Annotated in this window: 14 protein-coding genes; 5 read left to right on the top strand and 9 right to left on the bottom strand. The window is 58.2% G+C overall.

Annotated elements, in window-relative coordinates; translation table 11 throughout:
* Positions 1 to 177: 177 nt before the first annotated feature.
* The 6 genes from ACOIX3_RS36385 to ACOIX3_RS36360 all read right to left on the bottom strand — a co-directional run bounded on the left by ACOIX3_RS36385 (position 178) and on the right by ACOIX3_RS36360 (position 7,827).
* Complete coding sequence (locus tag ACOIX3_RS36385; protein ID WP_420966831.1) at positions 178 to 2,139, bottom strand: hypothetical protein; 1,962 nt, start codon at positions 2,137 to 2,139, stop codon at positions 178 to 180.
* Between the two features lie 528 nt (positions 2,140 to 2,667).
* Positions 2,668 to 3,066, bottom strand: a complete 399-nt coding sequence (locus tag ACOIX3_RS36380; protein WP_420966830.1) for a hypothetical protein — start codon at positions 3,064 to 3,066, stop codon at positions 2,668 to 2,670.
* Between the two features lie 121 nt (positions 3,067 to 3,187).
* Entirely contained in the window at positions 3,188 to 3,937 is a 750-nt protein-coding gene (locus ACOIX3_RS36375; RefSeq protein WP_420966829.1) for a phosphoadenosine phosphosulfate reductase family protein, read from the bottom strand.
* Between the two features lie 19 nt (positions 3,938 to 3,956).
* Positions 3,957 to 4,784: a phage tail protein gene (locus tag ACOIX3_RS36370; RefSeq protein WP_420966828.1), complete on the bottom strand. Its 828-nt coding sequence runs from the start codon at positions 4,782 to 4,784 to the stop codon at positions 3,957 to 3,959.
* Positions 4,785 to 5,752: 968 nt separating this feature from the next.
* On the bottom strand, positions 5,753 to 6,487 hold the full coding sequence (locus ACOIX3_RS36365) for a hypothetical protein (protein ID WP_420966827.1): 735 nt from the start codon (positions 6,485 to 6,487) through the stop codon (positions 5,753 to 5,755).
* Positions 6,488 to 6,879: 392 nt separating this feature from the next.
* On the bottom strand, positions 6,880 to 7,827 hold the full coding sequence (locus ACOIX3_RS36360) for a hypothetical protein (protein ID WP_420966826.1): 948 nt from the start codon (positions 7,825 to 7,827) through the stop codon (positions 6,880 to 6,882).
* A 732-nt stretch (positions 7,828 to 8,559) separates the two neighbouring features.
* Between ACOIX3_RS36360 and ACOIX3_RS36355 the strand changes: the two genes are divergently transcribed.
* Positions 8,560 to 10,194, top strand: a complete 1,635-nt coding sequence (locus ACOIX3_RS36355) for an SIR2 family NAD-dependent protein deacylase (RefSeq protein WP_420966825.1) — start codon at positions 8,560 to 8,562, stop codon at positions 10,192 to 10,194.
* Positions 10,195 to 10,478: 284 nt separating this feature from the next.
* Here the strand turns inward: ACOIX3_RS36355 and ACOIX3_RS36350 are convergent, their stop codons facing one another.
* Positions 10,479 to 11,144, bottom strand: a complete 666-nt coding sequence (locus ACOIX3_RS36350) for a recombinase family protein (RefSeq protein WP_420966824.1) — start codon at positions 11,142 to 11,144, stop codon at positions 10,479 to 10,481.
* Positions 11,145 to 11,342: 198 nt separating this feature from the next.
* On the opposite strand from ACOIX3_RS36350, the gene ACOIX3_RS36345 reads away from it, so the two are divergent.
* The 3 genes from ACOIX3_RS36345 to ACOIX3_RS36335 all read left to right on the top strand — a co-directional run bounded on the left by ACOIX3_RS36345 (position 11,343) and on the right by ACOIX3_RS36335 (position 13,819).
* A complete protein-coding gene (locus tag ACOIX3_RS36345) occupies positions 11,343 to 11,678 on the top strand; it encodes a hypothetical protein (RefSeq protein ID WP_420966823.1) in 336 nt (111 codons plus the stop codon).
* Positions 11,651 to 12,331, top strand: a complete 681-nt coding sequence (locus ACOIX3_RS36340; RefSeq protein ID WP_420966822.1) for a hypothetical protein — start codon at positions 11,651 to 11,653, stop codon at positions 12,329 to 12,331. Before ACOIX3_RS36345 ends, ACOIX3_RS36340 begins: the two co-directional genes overlap by 28 nt.
* 132 nt (positions 12,332 to 12,463) lie before the next feature.
* Positions 12,464 to 13,819 (top strand): hypothetical protein, encoded by a 1,356-nt coding sequence (locus ACOIX3_RS36335; RefSeq protein ID WP_420966821.1) that lies wholly within the window; start codon positions 12,464 to 12,466, stop codon positions 13,817 to 13,819.
* A 115-nt stretch (positions 13,820 to 13,934) separates the two neighbouring features.
* Here ACOIX3_RS36335 and ACOIX3_RS36330 read toward each other — a convergent pair whose 3' ends face one another.
* Positions 13,935 to 14,681 (bottom strand): Abi-alpha family protein, encoded by a 747-nt coding sequence (locus ACOIX3_RS36330; RefSeq protein ID WP_420966820.1) that lies wholly within the window; start codon positions 14,679 to 14,681, stop codon positions 13,935 to 13,937.
* A gap of 520 nt (positions 14,682 to 15,201) precedes the next feature.
* Between ACOIX3_RS36330 and tenA the strand changes: the two genes are divergently transcribed.
* The gene (gene tenA / locus ACOIX3_RS36325; protein WP_420966819.1) at positions 15,202 to 15,873 is read left to right on the top strand and encodes a thiaminase II; all 672 of its coding nucleotides are present in this window, start codon (positions 15,202 to 15,204) and stop codon (positions 15,871 to 15,873) included.
* A 208-nt stretch (positions 15,874 to 16,081) separates the two neighbouring features.
* On the opposite strand, the gene ACOIX3_RS36320 is transcribed toward tenA, so the two are convergent.
* On the bottom strand, positions 16,082 to 17,719 hold the full coding sequence (locus ACOIX3_RS36320; protein WP_420966818.1) for an aspartate-alanine antiporter: 1,638 nt from the start codon (positions 17,717 to 17,719) through the stop codon (positions 16,082 to 16,084).
* Between the last annotated feature and the right edge of the window lie 39 nt (positions 17,720 to 17,758).

Here is a 17,758-nt window from a genome sequence, read left to right as displayed (position 1 = left end):
CGGTTGTACATGCGCTGCCTGTCAGCCGGGTTGGCCCTGGAGGCTTGGACTGAGATAACCGCAGAGCTGCTCAGGGTTGATATTCTCGATGTATTGGACCCTCTGCCGCCGCGATGAAAAAAGGCCGCACGCGGGCTCCCAAAGGATACCTGTGTGCGGCCCATGTCTTCCTTGTCGCTACGCTGCTTTTACCAGCTCGCTCTTTCCGCCCCTGCCCTTGCCGCTAACAACGTAGGTTACACCAATCGCTCTCAAGGCCAGGGTGGTCGGATGGTTCTCGTTACGCAGGTACTTCTGCAGCTCCTTCTTCGCATTCGGCTTCAGGCCTAATTCCCGCGCAACAACCTGCAGCGAGGTCCGCCCTGGGGCCCGGTTCTCCATGAAGGTTAGCAGACGCCCATGAGGCGTCCCAGCGCCGCGCTTCCGAGCCTTAGGGCCTGCATCGGGATCAAAGGGCCAATCAGCAACGTTGATGCCCGGCATCTCTCTACGAATGGAAGCAAGGATATCATTTCCGCGGTCGCCTGATGGCAGCACGATGAACACGTCCGCTGCAGGGCATCCGCCGTGCTCGTCAGTGACCCGACGAATACAGATACGATTGATGGCTTGAATGACGGACGCGGCTAGCTGCCGGCGCACCATGTGTTCCCGCAAATTCAGCTGGCCGTTCCAAGTAGGATTATCGAGCCAGTCATCGCCCTGAACGCCTTGAAGCGCGAAGAACACGTTACTGGGCCACGTTGTCGCATCGCGAAAGGGAAGGCCGAATATCACCGCCGCGTCACAGTCGGCATAGTCGTTGCTTCCATCCACGGCACCCCAATGGGCCTTGGCGACCTTGGCGAATGGAAGGTCGGAGGCCTCAGGCAACTCATGCTCAACCGCCTTGTGAACGCAGAAGAAGACTTTACGCTCAGGACCAAGGCGTTGTGTCAGGTCTTGAATGAGACGTGGAAAGCGTGTCTTTGCGCGCTCAACCATGGTGCCCTTGCCGATCCCGGAGCGTGTCCATGCAACTCGCAGGGTCACGCTGCTGTAGTCGCGCACTCCGGAGGGTGTTGGGATAGTGACTGCCCTGTCCTCCATGAGTTTGTAGATGAAATCCTCTCGTGCTGTGGCGTCGAGCACCACGGGGCCAGGAGCATCGAGAGGGACCACCAGCGCTGATGAGTTGAGTGTGGGCTCCTTACCTTTCAGCGCGAAGTATGCGTACTGGTCCAACACCGCCTCCGCTGCAGCTAGCGTCTTGTCTATCTGGCCTGCAATCCGGTTGCGCTCGGTAGCGTCATTCTTGCCAATGTAGTTGTCGTAGGGGAGCCCAAGCATCGCCGCTCGAAGGGGACCTAGGCTCACGGGGCCGTGCGCAGCCCCCTCCGGTCCCCAAGCCATACACGCGCCACCTCCGAAGCCGGCACTAACGCCAGCATGATGGCCCAGGTCCACGTAGAGCGTCTCCAAGGCCTCCACCTCTGCAGCGTGGATAGTGCGCAGCTCAAATGGAATGAATCCGATAGCTTGGCCGAGGCGGTCCACCTTCACTTGGCTTTCCTCAATGACGTTGCAGAGAGCTTCGTCCACGATGGTCAAGAGACGCCGGCCGCCTCGCCAGTGCGTAAGACGCTCCCACTTTCCAGCCTGGGTGCTGGTGAGGGTTTGCGTGGCGTTCACGTAAGCCTGATGGGTGATAACGAGCACGGCGCTCGTGCTCAGTTGCTCATTGGTGGCACGATGGTCCGTGTGGTCTGCCACAGCCACTTGCCGGCCAGCGAGAGCGTTGATGCCCGCTACCATCTCGTCAGCTTGGGCGATCAGCCGGGTTACGATGAGGATACCCACGGGCTTCCTATCTTTCGCCGCCGCGGCGTTCTGCTCAGCCTGGAGGGCCGCATACACCTTGGCTCCCAAGGTCTTCCCTGAGCCGGTTGGGGGCCACAGGACGCGCCACCGCGGAGTGACACCAGTGGCGGTGTCTACGATGGCCTCCTGATAAGTGCTGGCCATGGAGGCCCACAGCTTCCTTAGGGACGCACTGGGCACGTTGTGATAGGATGTGGTCCACTCGTGGGACACGCGGTCCACGAAGGTCTGCGGCGACACGAGAGCGTATTCCTCGTGCAGGCCGATAAAGTCGAGCATGTAGGTATTGGATTCCGGAGTCGGAAATGGGGGGGGAACCTCTAAAGAAGATACCCTATAGAGGTCTGCACCCCATTCTTTGGGTTGCCACTAGGGCCACACAGGTGGCCGGGCTATTCGAGCGCAGCGCTCAATACTGCACCCCGTAAAGTCGCAAAGCGGGAGGGGCAGAGCCTCTCCTTATTAGCAAAGCGGGCTCAGGAGCCCGTAGGACGCTCAGGGATTCGGTAAGCCTCCTCAGAGCTAACTTGCCTTGGTTGAAATAACACGCACCACAGAGCCTCCTAAGAGTCACTACGGGCCTCTTGTGGAGCGTTGTAGTAGATTAACTCAGTGTAATTCTTCCGTGGTGTTGACTTATCTAGCTTGGTGTATCGCGCCTGAGCGCGCCCCAGGCTAGCCTATGTAACCCGGATGCCGGCGCGAAGGATCACCACGCGCGACACCCCGAGAGACCGCGCAGGGGCAAGGCTGGGGTACCACTTGGGGTCGCCCAGGTGATCCAAGGGTGTATCTTCGGGCTGCCTGTCAGAACCGGGCTCGGGGCCTCGACTCGGTGAGGGCGGCTCTCATCTGCCAAAGTATCTCCAAGCCGCGCTCGGTCAGATACACGCGCTTCTCGCGTCGGTCGCCATACACCTGCTGAACAATCGTAACGAGACCTAGACCCGGCTTGCCGTGCCTATTGGTGATGCCCAGGTCGCTCAGGTAGCGAGAGGCAAGGGTTTTCCAGACACCGCAACGCTTCGCCAATTCACCCACCGTGAGGCCGTCTTCCTGCGACACGAGGATAAACATAAGCACGACACGCATGCGCATGTTGCTATTGAGGTGATGGAGTGGCGCCAAGGCGTTTCCGAGCCGCATCGCAATGATGCGATGGGCGCGCGTCAAGTATGATCTTGGTTCGGTTATCGCCTCGGACATGTGGTTCTCTCCTAGCTTTATTGGAAACCTGAGTGAACCACAGGCTTCGAAGCGCAGACCCGATGGGTGCCCGAAAGGGGACTATCTTGAACAGATAGTTGCTTAAGAAAACGCCGTCCGCCTATGTCACGACGAAAGCATTCTTGGTGTTGTCGCCGTCGAGAGCAGAAAAGGCGGCTTTCGTCACCTCGTTATGCAGTCCCTCGGCCACCGAGAGGGCCTCAGGGCAACGCTTTGCCATCCACGCCCGCCGCTTAGTGGTGAGAGAGGACGGACACACGGAGCAATCGAGGGATGACGGGTATTCGCTGTAGTGCTCGGGAAGCTCAACGTTGAGATGATCGATTGCCGCTTGCACTTCAGCGCGTGTTACAGCCCACAGCGGCGCGACAATCTCAAGACCTGGACATGAGGCAAGCTCCGGCTTCGCAAAGTCACCGGCACGTTGTCCGTAGAGTACCGCAGTAAGGCCGTCCGCCTTGGCTGCTTCCCAGCCCGGCACCGACCTGTTCTTGAGGCAGCAAGCCGGCCAAGGGACAATTCGCGGCGACCGCTCCTCAGCGTTCAGCATCGAGGCCGTGACTGGATTGTGTTCAATCGGAACCACAGAAGCGGGGATGCCAAACTCACGGAAAGACTTCGCAAGGTCCGTGCGGATGATGCGGTGATCCCAGCCCACTAGTTTGCGGTCGATGAAATCCACCATGTGAGGAAATTCCGCGCCTGTCCGCACGGTGTACGCGGTGATGCTAGCGCGCTCGGGTTCGGCAAGATGCAACAGCAGCGAGCTTTCGAGGCCGCCAGAATAGAGCAGCGCAACACGGCCGTGCCTGCTGATGGCGTCGGAAATCACGTGCACGGCATTGGCCAACCAAGGTTGCTGTGGCACGTCAGGTGGCTTTGATGCAGGTGAGCAGCGTCGCTGACAGAGGCCGCGTCTCAGTGCCACCATAGGACGTCGAGGTCAGGTTGATAACGTGCGCGTGGTTGGCGCTTTCCGTTCCCGTGTTGCCGCTGTACGGGTGTCCGTGGTCGGTGTTCGTGTCAGTCAGAGCGAATGAACCGTCAGTGCCGTTGTTGACTTGGATGCCGATGATGGCGCCCCCTGACGTGATTGATTGAAATCCGCCGTACTCGCGCCAAGCGGACACCCCGGAGCCGCCAGGACCGTGCGTATGGGTAGCGTTCGCAGTCATAGCACCCGTGGTGCCGCTGTAGAAATGCGAATGCGCTGCCGTCTCGTTGCTGGTGTTGCCGTTCACCGCGTGTGTATGCGGAGCGGTGTCAGCAGCCTGTAGGTTTCCTACGCTGCCAGCGACCGTTGAGCCGTCCCTGTGCCGCCGATAGCGGTTGATCAGGTTTGGCACGTTGAAGGTAGTGCTGCCATCACCGGCGCCCCACGTGGTCCCTATGGCACTGAACAGCGCGGCATAGGCCGTGCGCGAAACGGCTTGACCATCACAAGCAAGCCAGCCTGAGGGAGCCGAGGCCATGCCGAAGTCGCCAATGAAGCCAACTGGCACTACAGCAAGCATACCGCCTGCAACGCTAATGGTGCCCGGCGCTGAGCGGTAGAGGCCCAACGTGGGCTCGCTGGCAAACGTGATGGCAGGTGCCGTGGCGCTACCGTCAGCCTGCAGGAGCAGGTTGCCTGTGGCATTCACGAGGAGCCCGGCGCCGCCTAGGGTATTCTTCAGAACGCTCTTGATGAGACGCATGTGAGCGTCTGCGGCATTGAGACCGTCCGAGTGGGCGGGGTTAGAGGTTACTAAGTCAGAGATGTAGGTAGCAGTTTCTAATGGCATTCAGTCAGCAATAGATTAGGTGAGAATAGGTGCGTTATCGGGTGTGTGCGGCGCAGCGTTATTTCGCTGTCCGCAGCCCGAAGGCGTTATTGGTGTAAAGCTCGCGGAAGCACTTCTTCAGAAGCCCTTTCCGGATAGGAGTACTGGGCCCTCGCCGCGGCCGGCCTTGTCTGTCGTCATAAGCGGCCATGTATCCACGAGCGAGCGTTTCAACTGCACTTCGCGTTTCTGCGCTGTGTGCCGGGTTGTTGGGGTCGTCCCAATCATAGTGCTGCGGCGCAGGCCTATCGAACGGCGGCATGACGTAACCGGGAGCCCGCATGGTGGCTAAGGCTTCCTTGGCCGTCGCGTGGTCGGGACCCTTCTCGATGATGAATCGATAGCTCACTGCCGTGGGCTTTGTCTGCCCAGGCACGAGGTACAGGGTGCGCGCGTATTCCCCGAGTTGGGCGGGGGACCAGCCTGCTTTGATGAATTGGCCAAGTGCTTCGCGTTGCTGGAGCGTTCGGAGATAGCGGCGTACCTGCTTGAAATCGGGGGCCTGAAGTGACGTTGAAGGGGTGAGGTCGTTAGGTGGGTCTAGCAATCGATTTGTTGTGCGGTGGTGGGGTGAAGGAAAGACGTTGGGAGCCAAGGCCGACTTGGCGCTCTGTGTAATAATCCGCCAAGTAGGGGTGCTAAGTCATTGATGAGTTCGAAATTGTCTTGAGATTTCAATGTCGGGGCCCTGGGGGAAACTTTGGGAGAGCACACGGCTTGTTTCAGCTTGGCAGGCGCCGGCCAACGAAGCCATGTGCTTTGAAAGCTGGTGAGTGTGAAATGGCAGCACCGTAGGTCCCCATGAACGGGGCCCCAAAAAAAAACCACGCCTACCGGCGCGTCTACACATAGTAAAAGTCCCGCGGCGTGCGGGTGTGGATTGAGTGAATCAAGCTCACGATGTGCCTGACGTCGAGGTAACGCACCTCGCAAAGGCCGTCTCGATAGCTGCCGCGTATCACCATTCCGCACAGGACTTGCTTTGTCAGGTCGAATACCGGTGCGCCGCTCATCCCGGTGATGGTTTTATATTCTGTCTCACTGTATCGCGCGCTCGCCTGCCGCAAGAGCAGATCACTGGTGCGACCTCGATCACGTAGGGGCAATACACAGACGGCAAAATTGCCGTTAGGCAATAACAGAGACTTTTCCTTCAGAATGCCAATCGCAAACAAGTCGTGTTCAGCTTCGCTACTACCAACTGTTCTGTCCTCAATGGGATAAGCAGTGTCTCCGAAAAAGTCGGGGGCTAGATCATCGGCAAACTCTATGATGCACAGGTCACCTAAGTCAGAGCCCACCGCTGCGCCGCCTAGGTTACTGGCGAAACCCAGGTTCTTGAGCCGTGCTGAAAGCTGCCCTGGTTTCAATTCGGCCCGCGCGCTTACGTGGAGCATGTTGGGATCGAAGTCACCGAAGACATGTTCGCAGGTCACTCCGTAGGGCCGTCCACGATACGTCACGATGAATAAAGTCCCGCCGTGGGTTGCGTGCGGATACTCCGTGTTGTTGGTTTGGAAAAAGACCGCTCGCAACGCGTTGGCGAGGGGATGTTGGTGCAATCCGTCCCAATTCATGCGGCTATCGAGGCCTCCAATGCCTCGCACCAGAGTATTCGCGATTGTCGGAGTGCGCCATTGTCCATCGCGCGCCGCGGGTGAAACCTCGGGAAGGCCATGTTGCTGTCAAGACGAACAAGCGGCGCTAGGGCGTTTCCGAGCCGCATTGCGGCAATGCGATTTACCCGCGTCATTCGCACTTGTTCAATCATGGTGCCCAGTATCCCCTTAGGTGGCCGCAAGAGACACCCGCAGAGCATACGTTCAAGCAAATAGGATCATCCAACAGGAACCGAGTGGGAACCGTCTTCAACAGAAAGAGACGTGCGAACACCACGGGACGCCATTGGGAAACCTAAGGGACACCCGCGCGTCCAGCCAAGACGGCGCCCGCAGTGAAGGCGTCCGCTTCACTTTTGCTCTCGCGGCGTAACTCGCGGGCCGAAAGCAGTCGGGATCATTTGTTGAACCTGCGTCCGGACCTGATCCTCGGAAAAATTATACTCGAAAGACTGCGCGTCCTCATAAACTACAACAAAACGAAACTTTCCCCATTGATCAAAGAAGTCTCGGACTGAAAGTGCCGGATCGAAAATATAGTCAAGCTGGACCGGTGCGTCTGCGGGAACGTCCACTGCGGTAATTGGAAAATAAGTCCCGAGCTGCTGAACATTCGCTTTTAGCTGGACCTTGTGACCTGTGAGTGCAGAGATCAGGTAAGCCTCTTTGAAATGCAGAGGCGCTTCGCTCTTTCCTTGAAAGATAAGGCCATTCACCACCGCAGTCTGGCCGCTGCCGCTCGCGACGATCAATTGGTTTCCGACGTCCAAATTCCAGCTGACAGGTCCAGCCGCGGCCTTAAGTCTAGGTTGTGTAGCAGAGAGTGCTTGTCGCCCTCGGCGCTCTATTTCCGCCTGAAGTGCGTCGCGCTGAGCGATAGTTGCTTGCAACTCGCGTCGCGTGTCGCCTAGTTGACGATCAACCACAGCTCTGTTGTCTCTTTCATTCCGAAGTTGACCTTTGAGGTCATCCACTTGCGACAAATCTGTGTCACCAGCGGCTACGCTTGGGAACGACAATCGATAAATACCAGTTCCGATCAAGAGCGCGCCACCCAAAATCAATGCCCAGGTCAACAACTGTCGCTGCCTTTCTCCATCCGAAATCAAGTCATGAAGCAAATGTAGTTTGACCGCTATTGCTAACGCAGCCAACCAAGCCAGCAAAGCTACCCCGGCTTGACCAAAATGCCCTTCGACTACTCTTTCAAAAGCCACCAGAGGCAGAATCCAAATAGAGTTACCTAGAGCACTACGGCCGGCACTAGCCCACGATGTCGGTATATCAGCATCTGCCATACAGCGAACCCAAGAGGAAAATGGCTCACGTCACCATCGTCCTTCAAATACAAGAGCGGCAACACCAAATCCATCAAGAGAGAAGACGGTTGCCCGAGGACAACGCCAGTTTGGGGGGCAGGCCGCGATTGCGAATCTCGGGACGGAAACCCGGCTCGTTTCAGCTCGGCAGGCGCTGGCAGCGAAAGCCGGCTCCTTTGAAGCCGAGGGACGGCCAATTCCAGCGCCGTAGATCCCTCAAAAGGGGCCCCAAATCAAACCTGAGGCCGCCCTGGGCCGAGCCTGAGATGCGATCAGGCATCCCGCGCTCGTGGGTCTCTCTATGGCGAGAGCCGCGCGAGGAGGCGCGTGACGGCCGTGGGGTGCCATGTGTCTCCCCGTGGAGCGCTTATGCCCCTCGTATGCAGCTCATCAGCAATCCCGTGAACCGTGGTGACCGATGGCGATACCAGCACACGAGCTTGAGCGGTACATGCGATGAAGGGACTGTTCGCAGGTAAGGGGCTATGCGTACAAGCGGAGCCACTTGGTGGCCCTGCGGCAACGGAAGGATTTCGGCGAGTGATCCGCCTTCCAAAGGGGGTAGCCGGGTGAACGCCGAGCACAAGGACAGACACGCAACGCTGCCGGTCGTGCCAGCGTTCCTGCTTTCTCGAAGTGAAATCTCTTGAATGGGACCCTTTATCACCTTAATGGGGGCTTGAAAGTTTTGTACAATTTCGAGTTGCCCAGATGGCGCCAAAGCATCTCGTCCACTTCCCGAAGCCGCTTCTGGAAGACTTAGTGAGTGGCCGATGGCTGCCCGTCATCGGGGCGGGCATGTCGTTGAATGCAAAATTGGCACCTCCGGCAAAGATGCCTCTATGGCCCGAGCTGGGCAAAGCTTTTGCCGACGAGCTTCTGGACTATTCGCCAACGAGCGTGCTGGACGGCATTTCTGCATACGAGCATGAATTTGGCAGGGCGCGTCTCATAGAGCGTCTCGCAGAACTTTTACACATCAACCGGGCTCAACCGGGACCCGCGCACAAAGAGTTTTGCAGTCTACCGTTCGACATCGTCTGTACGACCAACTTCGATTTCCTACTCGAGAGGCAGTATGACCTCGACCGCCAAGATAATCGAACAGTGCATCCGGTGGTGGACGAAGATCAGCTGTCGATTAACATCGGAGCCTCAGGCACTCTTCTATTCAAATTGCACGGCGATGTTCGTCATCCGACGCGGCTTGTGGTAACCGAGGCGGATTACGATGGATTCCTCACTAACTATCCGCTCATCGCGACCTATTTAGCAAACCAGCTTATTACCAAGACTGCGGTCTTTATCGGTTACAGCTTAGACGATCCCGACTTTCGTCAAATCTGGCACTTGGTAGCAAGTCGCTTGGGTAAGACACGGCGTATGGCTTACGCCATCATGGTGAACGCTCGCCCAGGGGACATCGCAAGGTTCGAGCGCCGTGGTGTTAAGGTCGTCAATCTTCCGGGCCCCCGCGAGAAATACGGCGAAGTACTCGCAGAAGCTTTTGCCGAATTGCGGGAATATCGGCGCGACCATGCGGGACCAACGCTCAAACCGACAGAGGAGAAGCCGCTAGAGCAATTCTTGCTGCCGCGGGATGCAATGAGCAGGCTATGTCTCTTTTCGACGCCGTTGGAGGTGCTCCCCTTCTATCGTGAGAATGTGTTTCCGCTTGCAGAAGCCGTCGGCTTCGTGCCGGTTACGGCCGCCGACGTGATCAATCTCGGGGAAAGCGTCAGCGCAAAAATTGATACGCTTATTGACCGGGCTTCCGTAATGGTCGTCGATGCGACCTCGTCGTTCACACAATTCGAACTCGGCCTTGCCGTTTCGCGCTCGCAGGAGGGGGCCGCGCGCCCGAACCGCAGGCCCTTGCGGATAATACCGGTCGTCACCGATTTCGCCCAGTTGCAGGGGGCTGCTCGCAACATAGTCGCTATTCGGCGGCCCTATGAATTATCAGATGATAACCAGTTTGTGTGGCAAATCGCTGAAGCGCTCGAGGCCATCGCGAGCGAAATGGGCCTTGCACAACTTGACGAACCTCGGCGACTTTTGGATGCCAAAGAGTATCGAGCAGCGGTGATTGCCGCTATGACACTTCTCGAATTAGCATTGAGCAAGCGATTGAATGAAGCGGCTCCAGAAGCTCTGCGGCGCCCCATGTCGATACGCCAGCTTCTCGAGGTTGCCGCTAAAGAAGGCATGGCGCCGGAGAACTATAAGGAAGTCTTGGGTTGGACGAAGCTTCGGAATGATGCGGTTCACGGCGGGAAGCGAGTGTCGCGCCAAGAAGCCCTCGCCGTCGTGGAGGGGGTCGAGCAGATTATCAATTCGATATGAATCTCGGTGCTGGTTAGAGGGCGCAACCTGCCGTAACCTCGGCGGCGACAGCGAGGGCCCGACGGGTCCGCGTCGAGATACTCGAGCGCTCCTTCTCCACGACCGCAAGCGAACACCCGGCTCGTCTTAGCTCGGCAGCGGCGCGCCAGCGAAGCCGGCAATCTTGAAGCCGGGAGTGCCTCGAATTTGATAACCGTAGGTGGGCCGCGAAAGGGACCCAAATCGAACCGGTTGGTTTACCGCTCGCCGGTACGATACCCCGATGAGTGCGCCCGCAATTGCTCCTATGCTCTTTCCAGAATGTTCGCCACCGACTTCGCGTACCACTGGCCCCCGCGTGCTGTAGCGACACCACGAGCATTCAAGGCAGACGCGATTTCCCTCAAGGTCGTAGCGCCAGCCTTCTGTGCTTCTCGAATGATCGGCAGCACGTTGGCAGCGAACCTATTGGCCTCGGCTGTGACGGCTTCTAGTGCGCCTTTGCGGGCCACGGAGAGCTTGGGGTTACCAAGGGTCACCCCGCGAGCCTTTGCCGCCGCGAGAGCCTGCCGGGTCCGTGTCGAGATAAGCGAGCGCTCCTTCTCGGCTAGTGCCGCGAACAAGTGAAGGACGAACGGGTCAACATCCGGTCCCAACTCGGCAACCAAGAACGGCACCTTGTGGGCCATGAGGCCGCTGATAAAATGAACATCACGGCTCAGACGGTCGAGCTTCGCGACGGCCACCTGACACCTGAGCTTCCTTGCCGCGGCCAGTGCGGCCGTGAGCTGCGGACGACGGTCCAGGGCATCCGAGCCCTTGCCGGTCTCCACCTCCACAAACTCGCGGGTGATGGTGAAGCCCTCGGACTTCGCGAAGTGAGCAAGGGCTTGTCGTTGGGCTTCGATCCCAAGGCCCGAGCGGCCTTGCTGGGATGTCGATACGCGAATGTATGTGATGAGGTCGGTCACAGCAGCCTCCTTGACATCTGTGTAAAACCTTATCGTCCATTTAGGGTATATACAAACCTCAATCAGGAATCACAGGGATTCCGATTTGCATGCCTCCCCTCGCGTCGCGAACCCCCTTCCCTGTGTGCAACCAATAAGGGTGCGCCTAGCAACTTTCGCTCATGGTATGCTTGGGTTCCCCCAATGGCTGATTCCCCAATGGACAAGCGAAACCAACTGCTCGGACGGGTGCGCGAGGACGCGGAGAACCTCATTCAGCTGACGCGCGGCTTGAACTTTCCCGTGGGGCGATACCTGAACGAAACTGACCTCAATGCCCTTTGCGATGCGCTCAGCTTGGAGCTCGGTCAGTGGACAGCAGGAGACCTCGAGAGAATACCGCTGCTGCGCGATGGTCTTTACGAGCTTATGGCGGCGATTGGAATCAAGGGCAGAGCAAGTCAATTGCATTCGTCACGTGGCAAAAGCGCGAGCTTCATGCGGAGCCGGCTTAATAGGGGGGAGCCGTGCTCGCAACCGTTTGGGAATTTTTGAAAACCAGTGAAGGCGCGAGCCTCACTACGGCACTCTCAACGGTCGTGCTAACCGTGACGACGATGGTCTACGCGTGGCTTACGGCTATCCTTGCGAGGGAGAACAAGCTGCTTAGAAAGGCGGGTACCGAGCCCCAGGTCGTCGCCTATCTCACGCCCCATCCACGGATAATCGGACCTTTGCAATTCGCTTTGGCCAACGTCGGTCAGGGTCCCGCCTTCAACGTCCGTTTCCGGTTGGTGAGTGGCGGCCACGATTTCGAGAAGCACCGAGTGTTGTTCCCAAAGTTGACAGTGCCGCTGACGGTCATTCCGCAAGGTGACCGCTACGAGACGTTCATCGGAATGGGCCCGGAGATGTTCGCAGAGCCTCGATTAGAGCCATTTACGATAGAGGTGAGTTACCGGGACCTAAAGAAACGCGAACACGTGCAAAAGTATGAGATTGATGTCGGACAGTTCGAGGGATTTGGCAGAGCCGGAAATAATCCACAGGAAGAACTGGCAAGGGCGGCGCGTGACATCGTTGGGGAGATGCAGAATTGGAGGATGCGGCCCTTGCCTGTTGAAACTGTCACGCGTGCGGAACTAAGGCAGGAAGAACAAGAGTTCGCGGAGCAGGTTCGTCGTCGCCGGGAAGGCTCACACGAGTAGCTGGCAGCAATCTGACATTTTTTGAATCGGAGCGATCCGAATTTGCAGGCTCGGCTGACGGACGGATAAGACGACTATCTCCCGGACATTGGAAATTATGCTTGTCTGCGACAATTTACGCGAGGGGCAGAGATGGATGAGCGACGGCTTTTCATTGGGATGGACTATGGGACCGGTGCAGGGGCAGTCCCTCTCTTAGGAAACCACAATCTCGATGAAGCAAACATCATCTTCTGGACACCCTCGACGCTTGCTAGCGAATTGGCAAAGCTCGGGACAGTAATCCCGGCGCACGCGCACAGTTCTCTGCAGCAGAGGCTGGCTTTGCTTACTCGCTGGGTGGAGCAGGGCCATACGTTGGTACTCATCGGAGCTTCAACTCTTCCCTTCGCTCACTACGACAAGAGCGGTGCTGGTCGTCAGGCCCGCTTAGAAGAATTTGCGCCGCTTGCGGGTATCGATTTCTCTGTTGCGACGGGCACGCGCGTTGAATACTGCGGGCCAAGCACCTTAGCGAACGTGTTTACATCGCTCGTTCCTCGGATGAGATACGATTGCTTGTTGAACAGCGCCGAATTGGTTCCGCTGCTGCGGGTCGCGGCCGCTACTACGGGCACGCTCCAAGTCATTGGAGGCTACCGAAAGGTTGGCCTTGGCCTCGTGTTCTATATTCCGCCCTTTAATGGGACAGCCCCCGAATACAAGATTCTTATGAATGAGCTTGCGAGGTTGCCCAAGCTTTTGAGGGCAACCCCAACTGAACTGCCGGTATGGATGAGCGAATACCAAACCGAGCCCGAAAGGCAGACCGCGGAAAAGATTGCAGGCCTAGAAAGATCAGCCGCCGAGCTTCAAGTTCAAATCACTGGAGAAAAGGAGACTCTTGCGGAGTATGGAGCGCTGAAGCATTTAGTCTGCAGTACCGGTGCTGCGTTTGCCTCCGCCGTCGCCTCCGCGCTTGCAGAGCTTTCTCTAACGGTGGTCGATGGGCCTCATCCAAGAGCAGACCTGCTTTCAGCTTGGATAAACAGGTTCATCGCCGTTGAAGCCAAAGGAGTCGATGGCCCCGTTCGGGAAGCCCAGTTGCGCCAAGTAGAAAGATGGGTTGCAGAGGTAAACTCAACTGTAGAGTTGCCAGCAGAAGAGGTGAAACGAGACTCTGACCTCAGAAGGTATTTCGAACAGCTCAACAAGCTTGGTGTCCCGTTTGATTCGATTTCTGAGGACTGTAAGGGCCTATTGGTTGTTGGGACATTTCGGGCAACACCGCTAGCCGACCGATCCGAGCCCGATTTCCCGGAGCCGGTCCTTAGGCTACTTTCCAGATCGAAAATTTGCGCAATAACTGGCGTACAACTTTTCACATTGGTCATGCAGGTCCGCGAAAAGCCTGCACTCAAGAGCGAAATCGTAACGGAACTCATGAGCACGTGCGGAGTCATGGCGCGGGCCAGAGACTGGTCACAATACTTGAAAAGGAGCGCTTAAGCTTTCAGGCACGCGGCTGCGCATCGCATCCATCGTTTCCCGAACCCGCTACCAAGTAAGGGGCCGTTTCTGGCCAGCGGAAAAATTGGCAACTGTAGAACCCCGTTGCAGTGGCTCACACACCCATTTGTACGGCCCTGCAAAACGCCTCGCCGAACGGAGTGAAAATCACCACTTCCAAGGTGCCCGGTACAATCAACTCCTCCTCATAACCCTCCTGCTCACCGTACTTGGCCGATTCATTTTTCTTGTACGCGTGGATTTGTGTCCTGCTGCCATCGACCAGCCCTAGGCGATTCAGCGTTATCATGGAAATATCTGCATTCTCAGGGGCATCAACGCCTGGTTCGTATTTTAGTGGTCCATTCCAAAACCACGCTTGGCCTTTATCGTGAACCTCCCATTGCGCCCACAAGGTCCTTAAAACCATCGCATCTTCGCTCGTCATTTCCGCTAGCGTGGTGACGTATTTTCGTTGCACTTGCTCTTCTGCCGGGTCCATTGCCGTCGCGAGCAGGTTTGCCCAGATCGTATGCAACTCGTCCTCGTACTCCATCGTGGCTTGTTCGAGCAGGGGGAGCACCACCTTCGGCGCTGGCAGGCGTGTCTGCCGTATTCCCTTGGCGCGCAGACGCTGCTCTGCCTTTTGGACCAGCAACTCCAGCCGCTCCCAATCCAATATGGCCGCTTCGATCCGTTTCGTTAGTTCTCTGTCGGACCAGCGGCGCGCGACAGCATGTTCAATCCCTCTGCCAAAAATCTTATCGAGCCAGCCGCCAGCATCCCTGCCGGCGTCTATCGCTTTTCCGGCCGCCTTTGCTAGTTCCTCGGCGGCCTTCGCGGCCTCTTTGAAGTCGTCCATAGGATGCCTCGACAATCCGTTAGGCCGATTGTGTCGCGTGTGAAAGCTGAGCTGAACCTATCACCGGCGACCTGATTCGATTGAGGCGAATACAAAAACCTGCTACAAAAGAAAATCACTTGCGAGCAAATTCGCTAGGTTTATCAATGTCAAAGCTGGGAACTGGCAGTACCCACCCAACTGTACCAGCGAAATCAATGATTTGCTCTAGCCTTCGTACGCTGCAAATGGCCGTTAGCTACCGCGGCGACGCAGACGTGGTCTGATTCCAAAAGCAGTCGTTCGTAGAGAGGTTTCGAGTGCTATTTGCGACATCATTCAACCTAGTGAATTGCTGCCGGGTCCTTGCGCGATCCGGGGTGTGCTAAGTAAGTCCCGGCGACAGAGGCAAGCGAATTCCCTTCGCTGTCGTGCCGACTGGGCGCGGCTGCCTGTAAGGCCAGGGTTCGGCCGGCTCGCGATGCGCAATCGGCAGCGAGCCAGAGACGTTCATGGATAAGAAAGCCGGGCGAAAAAGATCGTGAGTTTCTTCGAGCGTCTAAGGGCAGAAGCATCCGCTGAGTGGCGGGCCTACACCGACCATCCCTTCACGAACGGATTGGCAGACGGCTCGCTCCCCGAAGCGGCGTTTCGTCACTACCTTGTTCAGGACTACCTGTTCCTCATCGAGTTTGCTCGCGTCTACGCGCTCTCAGTCTACAAGTCGTCCAAACTTGCCGACATGCGTGAAGCAGCAACCGGCCTTTCTGCCATCCTTGATGTCGAGATGAACTTACACGTGAAGCTCTGTGCCCGTTGGGGTCTATCCGTGAGCGACCTTGAACAATCCCCTCCGGCGGTCGAGATGCTGGGCTATACACGCTACGTGCTCGACGCAGGAATGCGCGGCGATTTGCTGGCGCTCAAGGTGGCGCTTGCCCCCTGCGTGATCGGGTACGCGGAGATCGCAACACGACTGGCTTCGCGACCCGGTGCTGACGCTGCGACGAATCCTTATCGCGTTTGGATCGCCGAATACGCCGGGGGGCCGTACCAGGAGGTCGCGGCAAAAGCGCTGGCGCACATTGAACATCTCGCGGATCTCTACGCCACGCCGGCCCGCGAGGCAGAGCTGATTACGATCTTCAAGGAAGCCACCCGACTCGAGGCGGACTTCTGGGAGATGGGCTGGCGCGCGGGCCAGCGTCGGTGATCATAAGGCTCATCCTGAAGGTCATAGGTTCAAATCCTATCCCCGATTTGAACCTACCGCTCGACAAGCTTCTGAGTTCAGGCGGACGACCGGAGGAAGTATCGCAGATTGGCGTCGTGTGGGGAAAGGCGGTAGCGGTCTCCCGCTACCAAGGCTGCGAATTTGTACGCCAGCCTGCGATTTTCTGCGATTTCGTACGCGCGTCGGCTCATCCCGCGACGATGGCCACCATGATCGATCCCCAGGTCGTCAGCAAAATGTTCGAAATCGGATAGGCCGGCGTATAGCCGAGCACCACCACGGAGCTGCCGGAGCGCTCCTGAATGGCGGCCATCGCTGCCGTGACCGTCTGTGCCCCGGTCAATGCACCGAGCAGGAGGATGGGATTCATGCGCAGCACGAAATGGCCAAAGCAGAAGCCGACAATCTGCGGCAACAGGGTGACGATCATGCCGCCCAGCAGCAGGCCGATACCCGACTCCCGTATGGCGGAAAGGAAGATCGGTCCGGCATGAATCCCGGTGAGGCCGACAAAGGCCGCCAGTCCGAGCGACGTCATCAGACTGATCGCGCCGTCGGGGATCCGGCCGAAATACGGCAGACGGGTGCGGAGATAGCCAACCAGAAGTCCGGCGAGCAGGGTGCCGACGCTGGTGCTCAGCGAGATCGTGATGCCGCCAACGGAAAAGCTCAGGAGAACACCAACGAGGCCGCCGAGGAAAATCGCGAGCCCCAGCACGACGAAATCGATGCTGGTGCTCGGCGCGACGACGGCGCCGATGCTCTTGGCCGCATTCTGCACCACGGGTTCAGGACCCACGATGCGAAGCAGATCGCCGCGCTGCAGGACGACGCCGGCGGCGATGGGAAGTGCCTCGCCACCCCGGCTCACCGAGCGCAGATAGAGGCCGCGTGCCCAGCTCTGCTCCGACGCTTGCTGGAGAGTGCTGCCCGCGAGCTTCGGGTTGATCAGGAACACGTCGGCCGAGACCAGCGGGATATCGAGCAGCTCGCGGTCCTCCACCTCCTCGCCGCGCGGCTCGATCAGCTCAACGACGATTTGGCGCGGAGCGGACAGCGCGACAACGTCGCCGGCCGCCATTATGGTTCCAGGCTCCGCCTCGAGGATACGCTCTCCGCGTCGAATGCGGTGGACGAACACGCGCTGCGCGGGCGCCTGTGTTTCGGCCGCCGCAACCGTCAATCCGACGATCGCCGCGTGATCATCCAGCCGGTAGGCACGCATTTCGAACTTGCGCCAGGCGGACGCCAGGCCGGGCTTGGTGCGGGTGATGCCCAGGGTCCGTTCCAGCTTGACCGCTTCCGTCTTCAGATCGATTTTCAGCAGCGCCGGAACGACAATCGTGCAGAATGTGATCACGCCGGCATAGCCGAAGATGTAGCAGACTGCATCGGCCACCGCGATATGCGAGACGAACAGCGCGCGCTGCGCTTCGGACACGGGAAGCGAATTGACTGCGTCGGTCGCCGTACCCATCGCAGCGCTCTGGCTGAGCGCACCAGACAGCAGTCCGGCCGCAAAGCCGGGGTCTAGGCGCAGCACGCGTGCCACGACGATCGCCGCCGCAAGACCGGTGAGGCTGACGACAACCGCCATCAACATCGGCTTCAGCCCGTCGCGCTTCATCGCCAGCACGAATTGCGGGCCGACCGAATAACCCACCCCGAACAGGAACAGCAGGAACAGGAACGACTTGGTCATGCTGGACACGGGCACGTGCGCGAAATCGCCGACCGCGAGGCCGGCGAAGAGCGCGCCCGTCACCGGGCCAAGGCTGAAAGCGCCGATCCTGAAGCTGCCGATCCAGTAGCCCGCCGCGATCACCAGGAACAGCGCGAGCTCCGGATAGCGGACGAGAAACTG

It is taken from the genome of Bradyrhizobium sp. B120, assembly GCF_049075665.1.
GTDB lineage: Bacteria > Pseudomonadota > Alphaproteobacteria > Rhizobiales > Xanthobacteraceae > Bradyrhizobium.
This window is presented reverse-complemented; position numbering and strand designations above follow the sequence as displayed.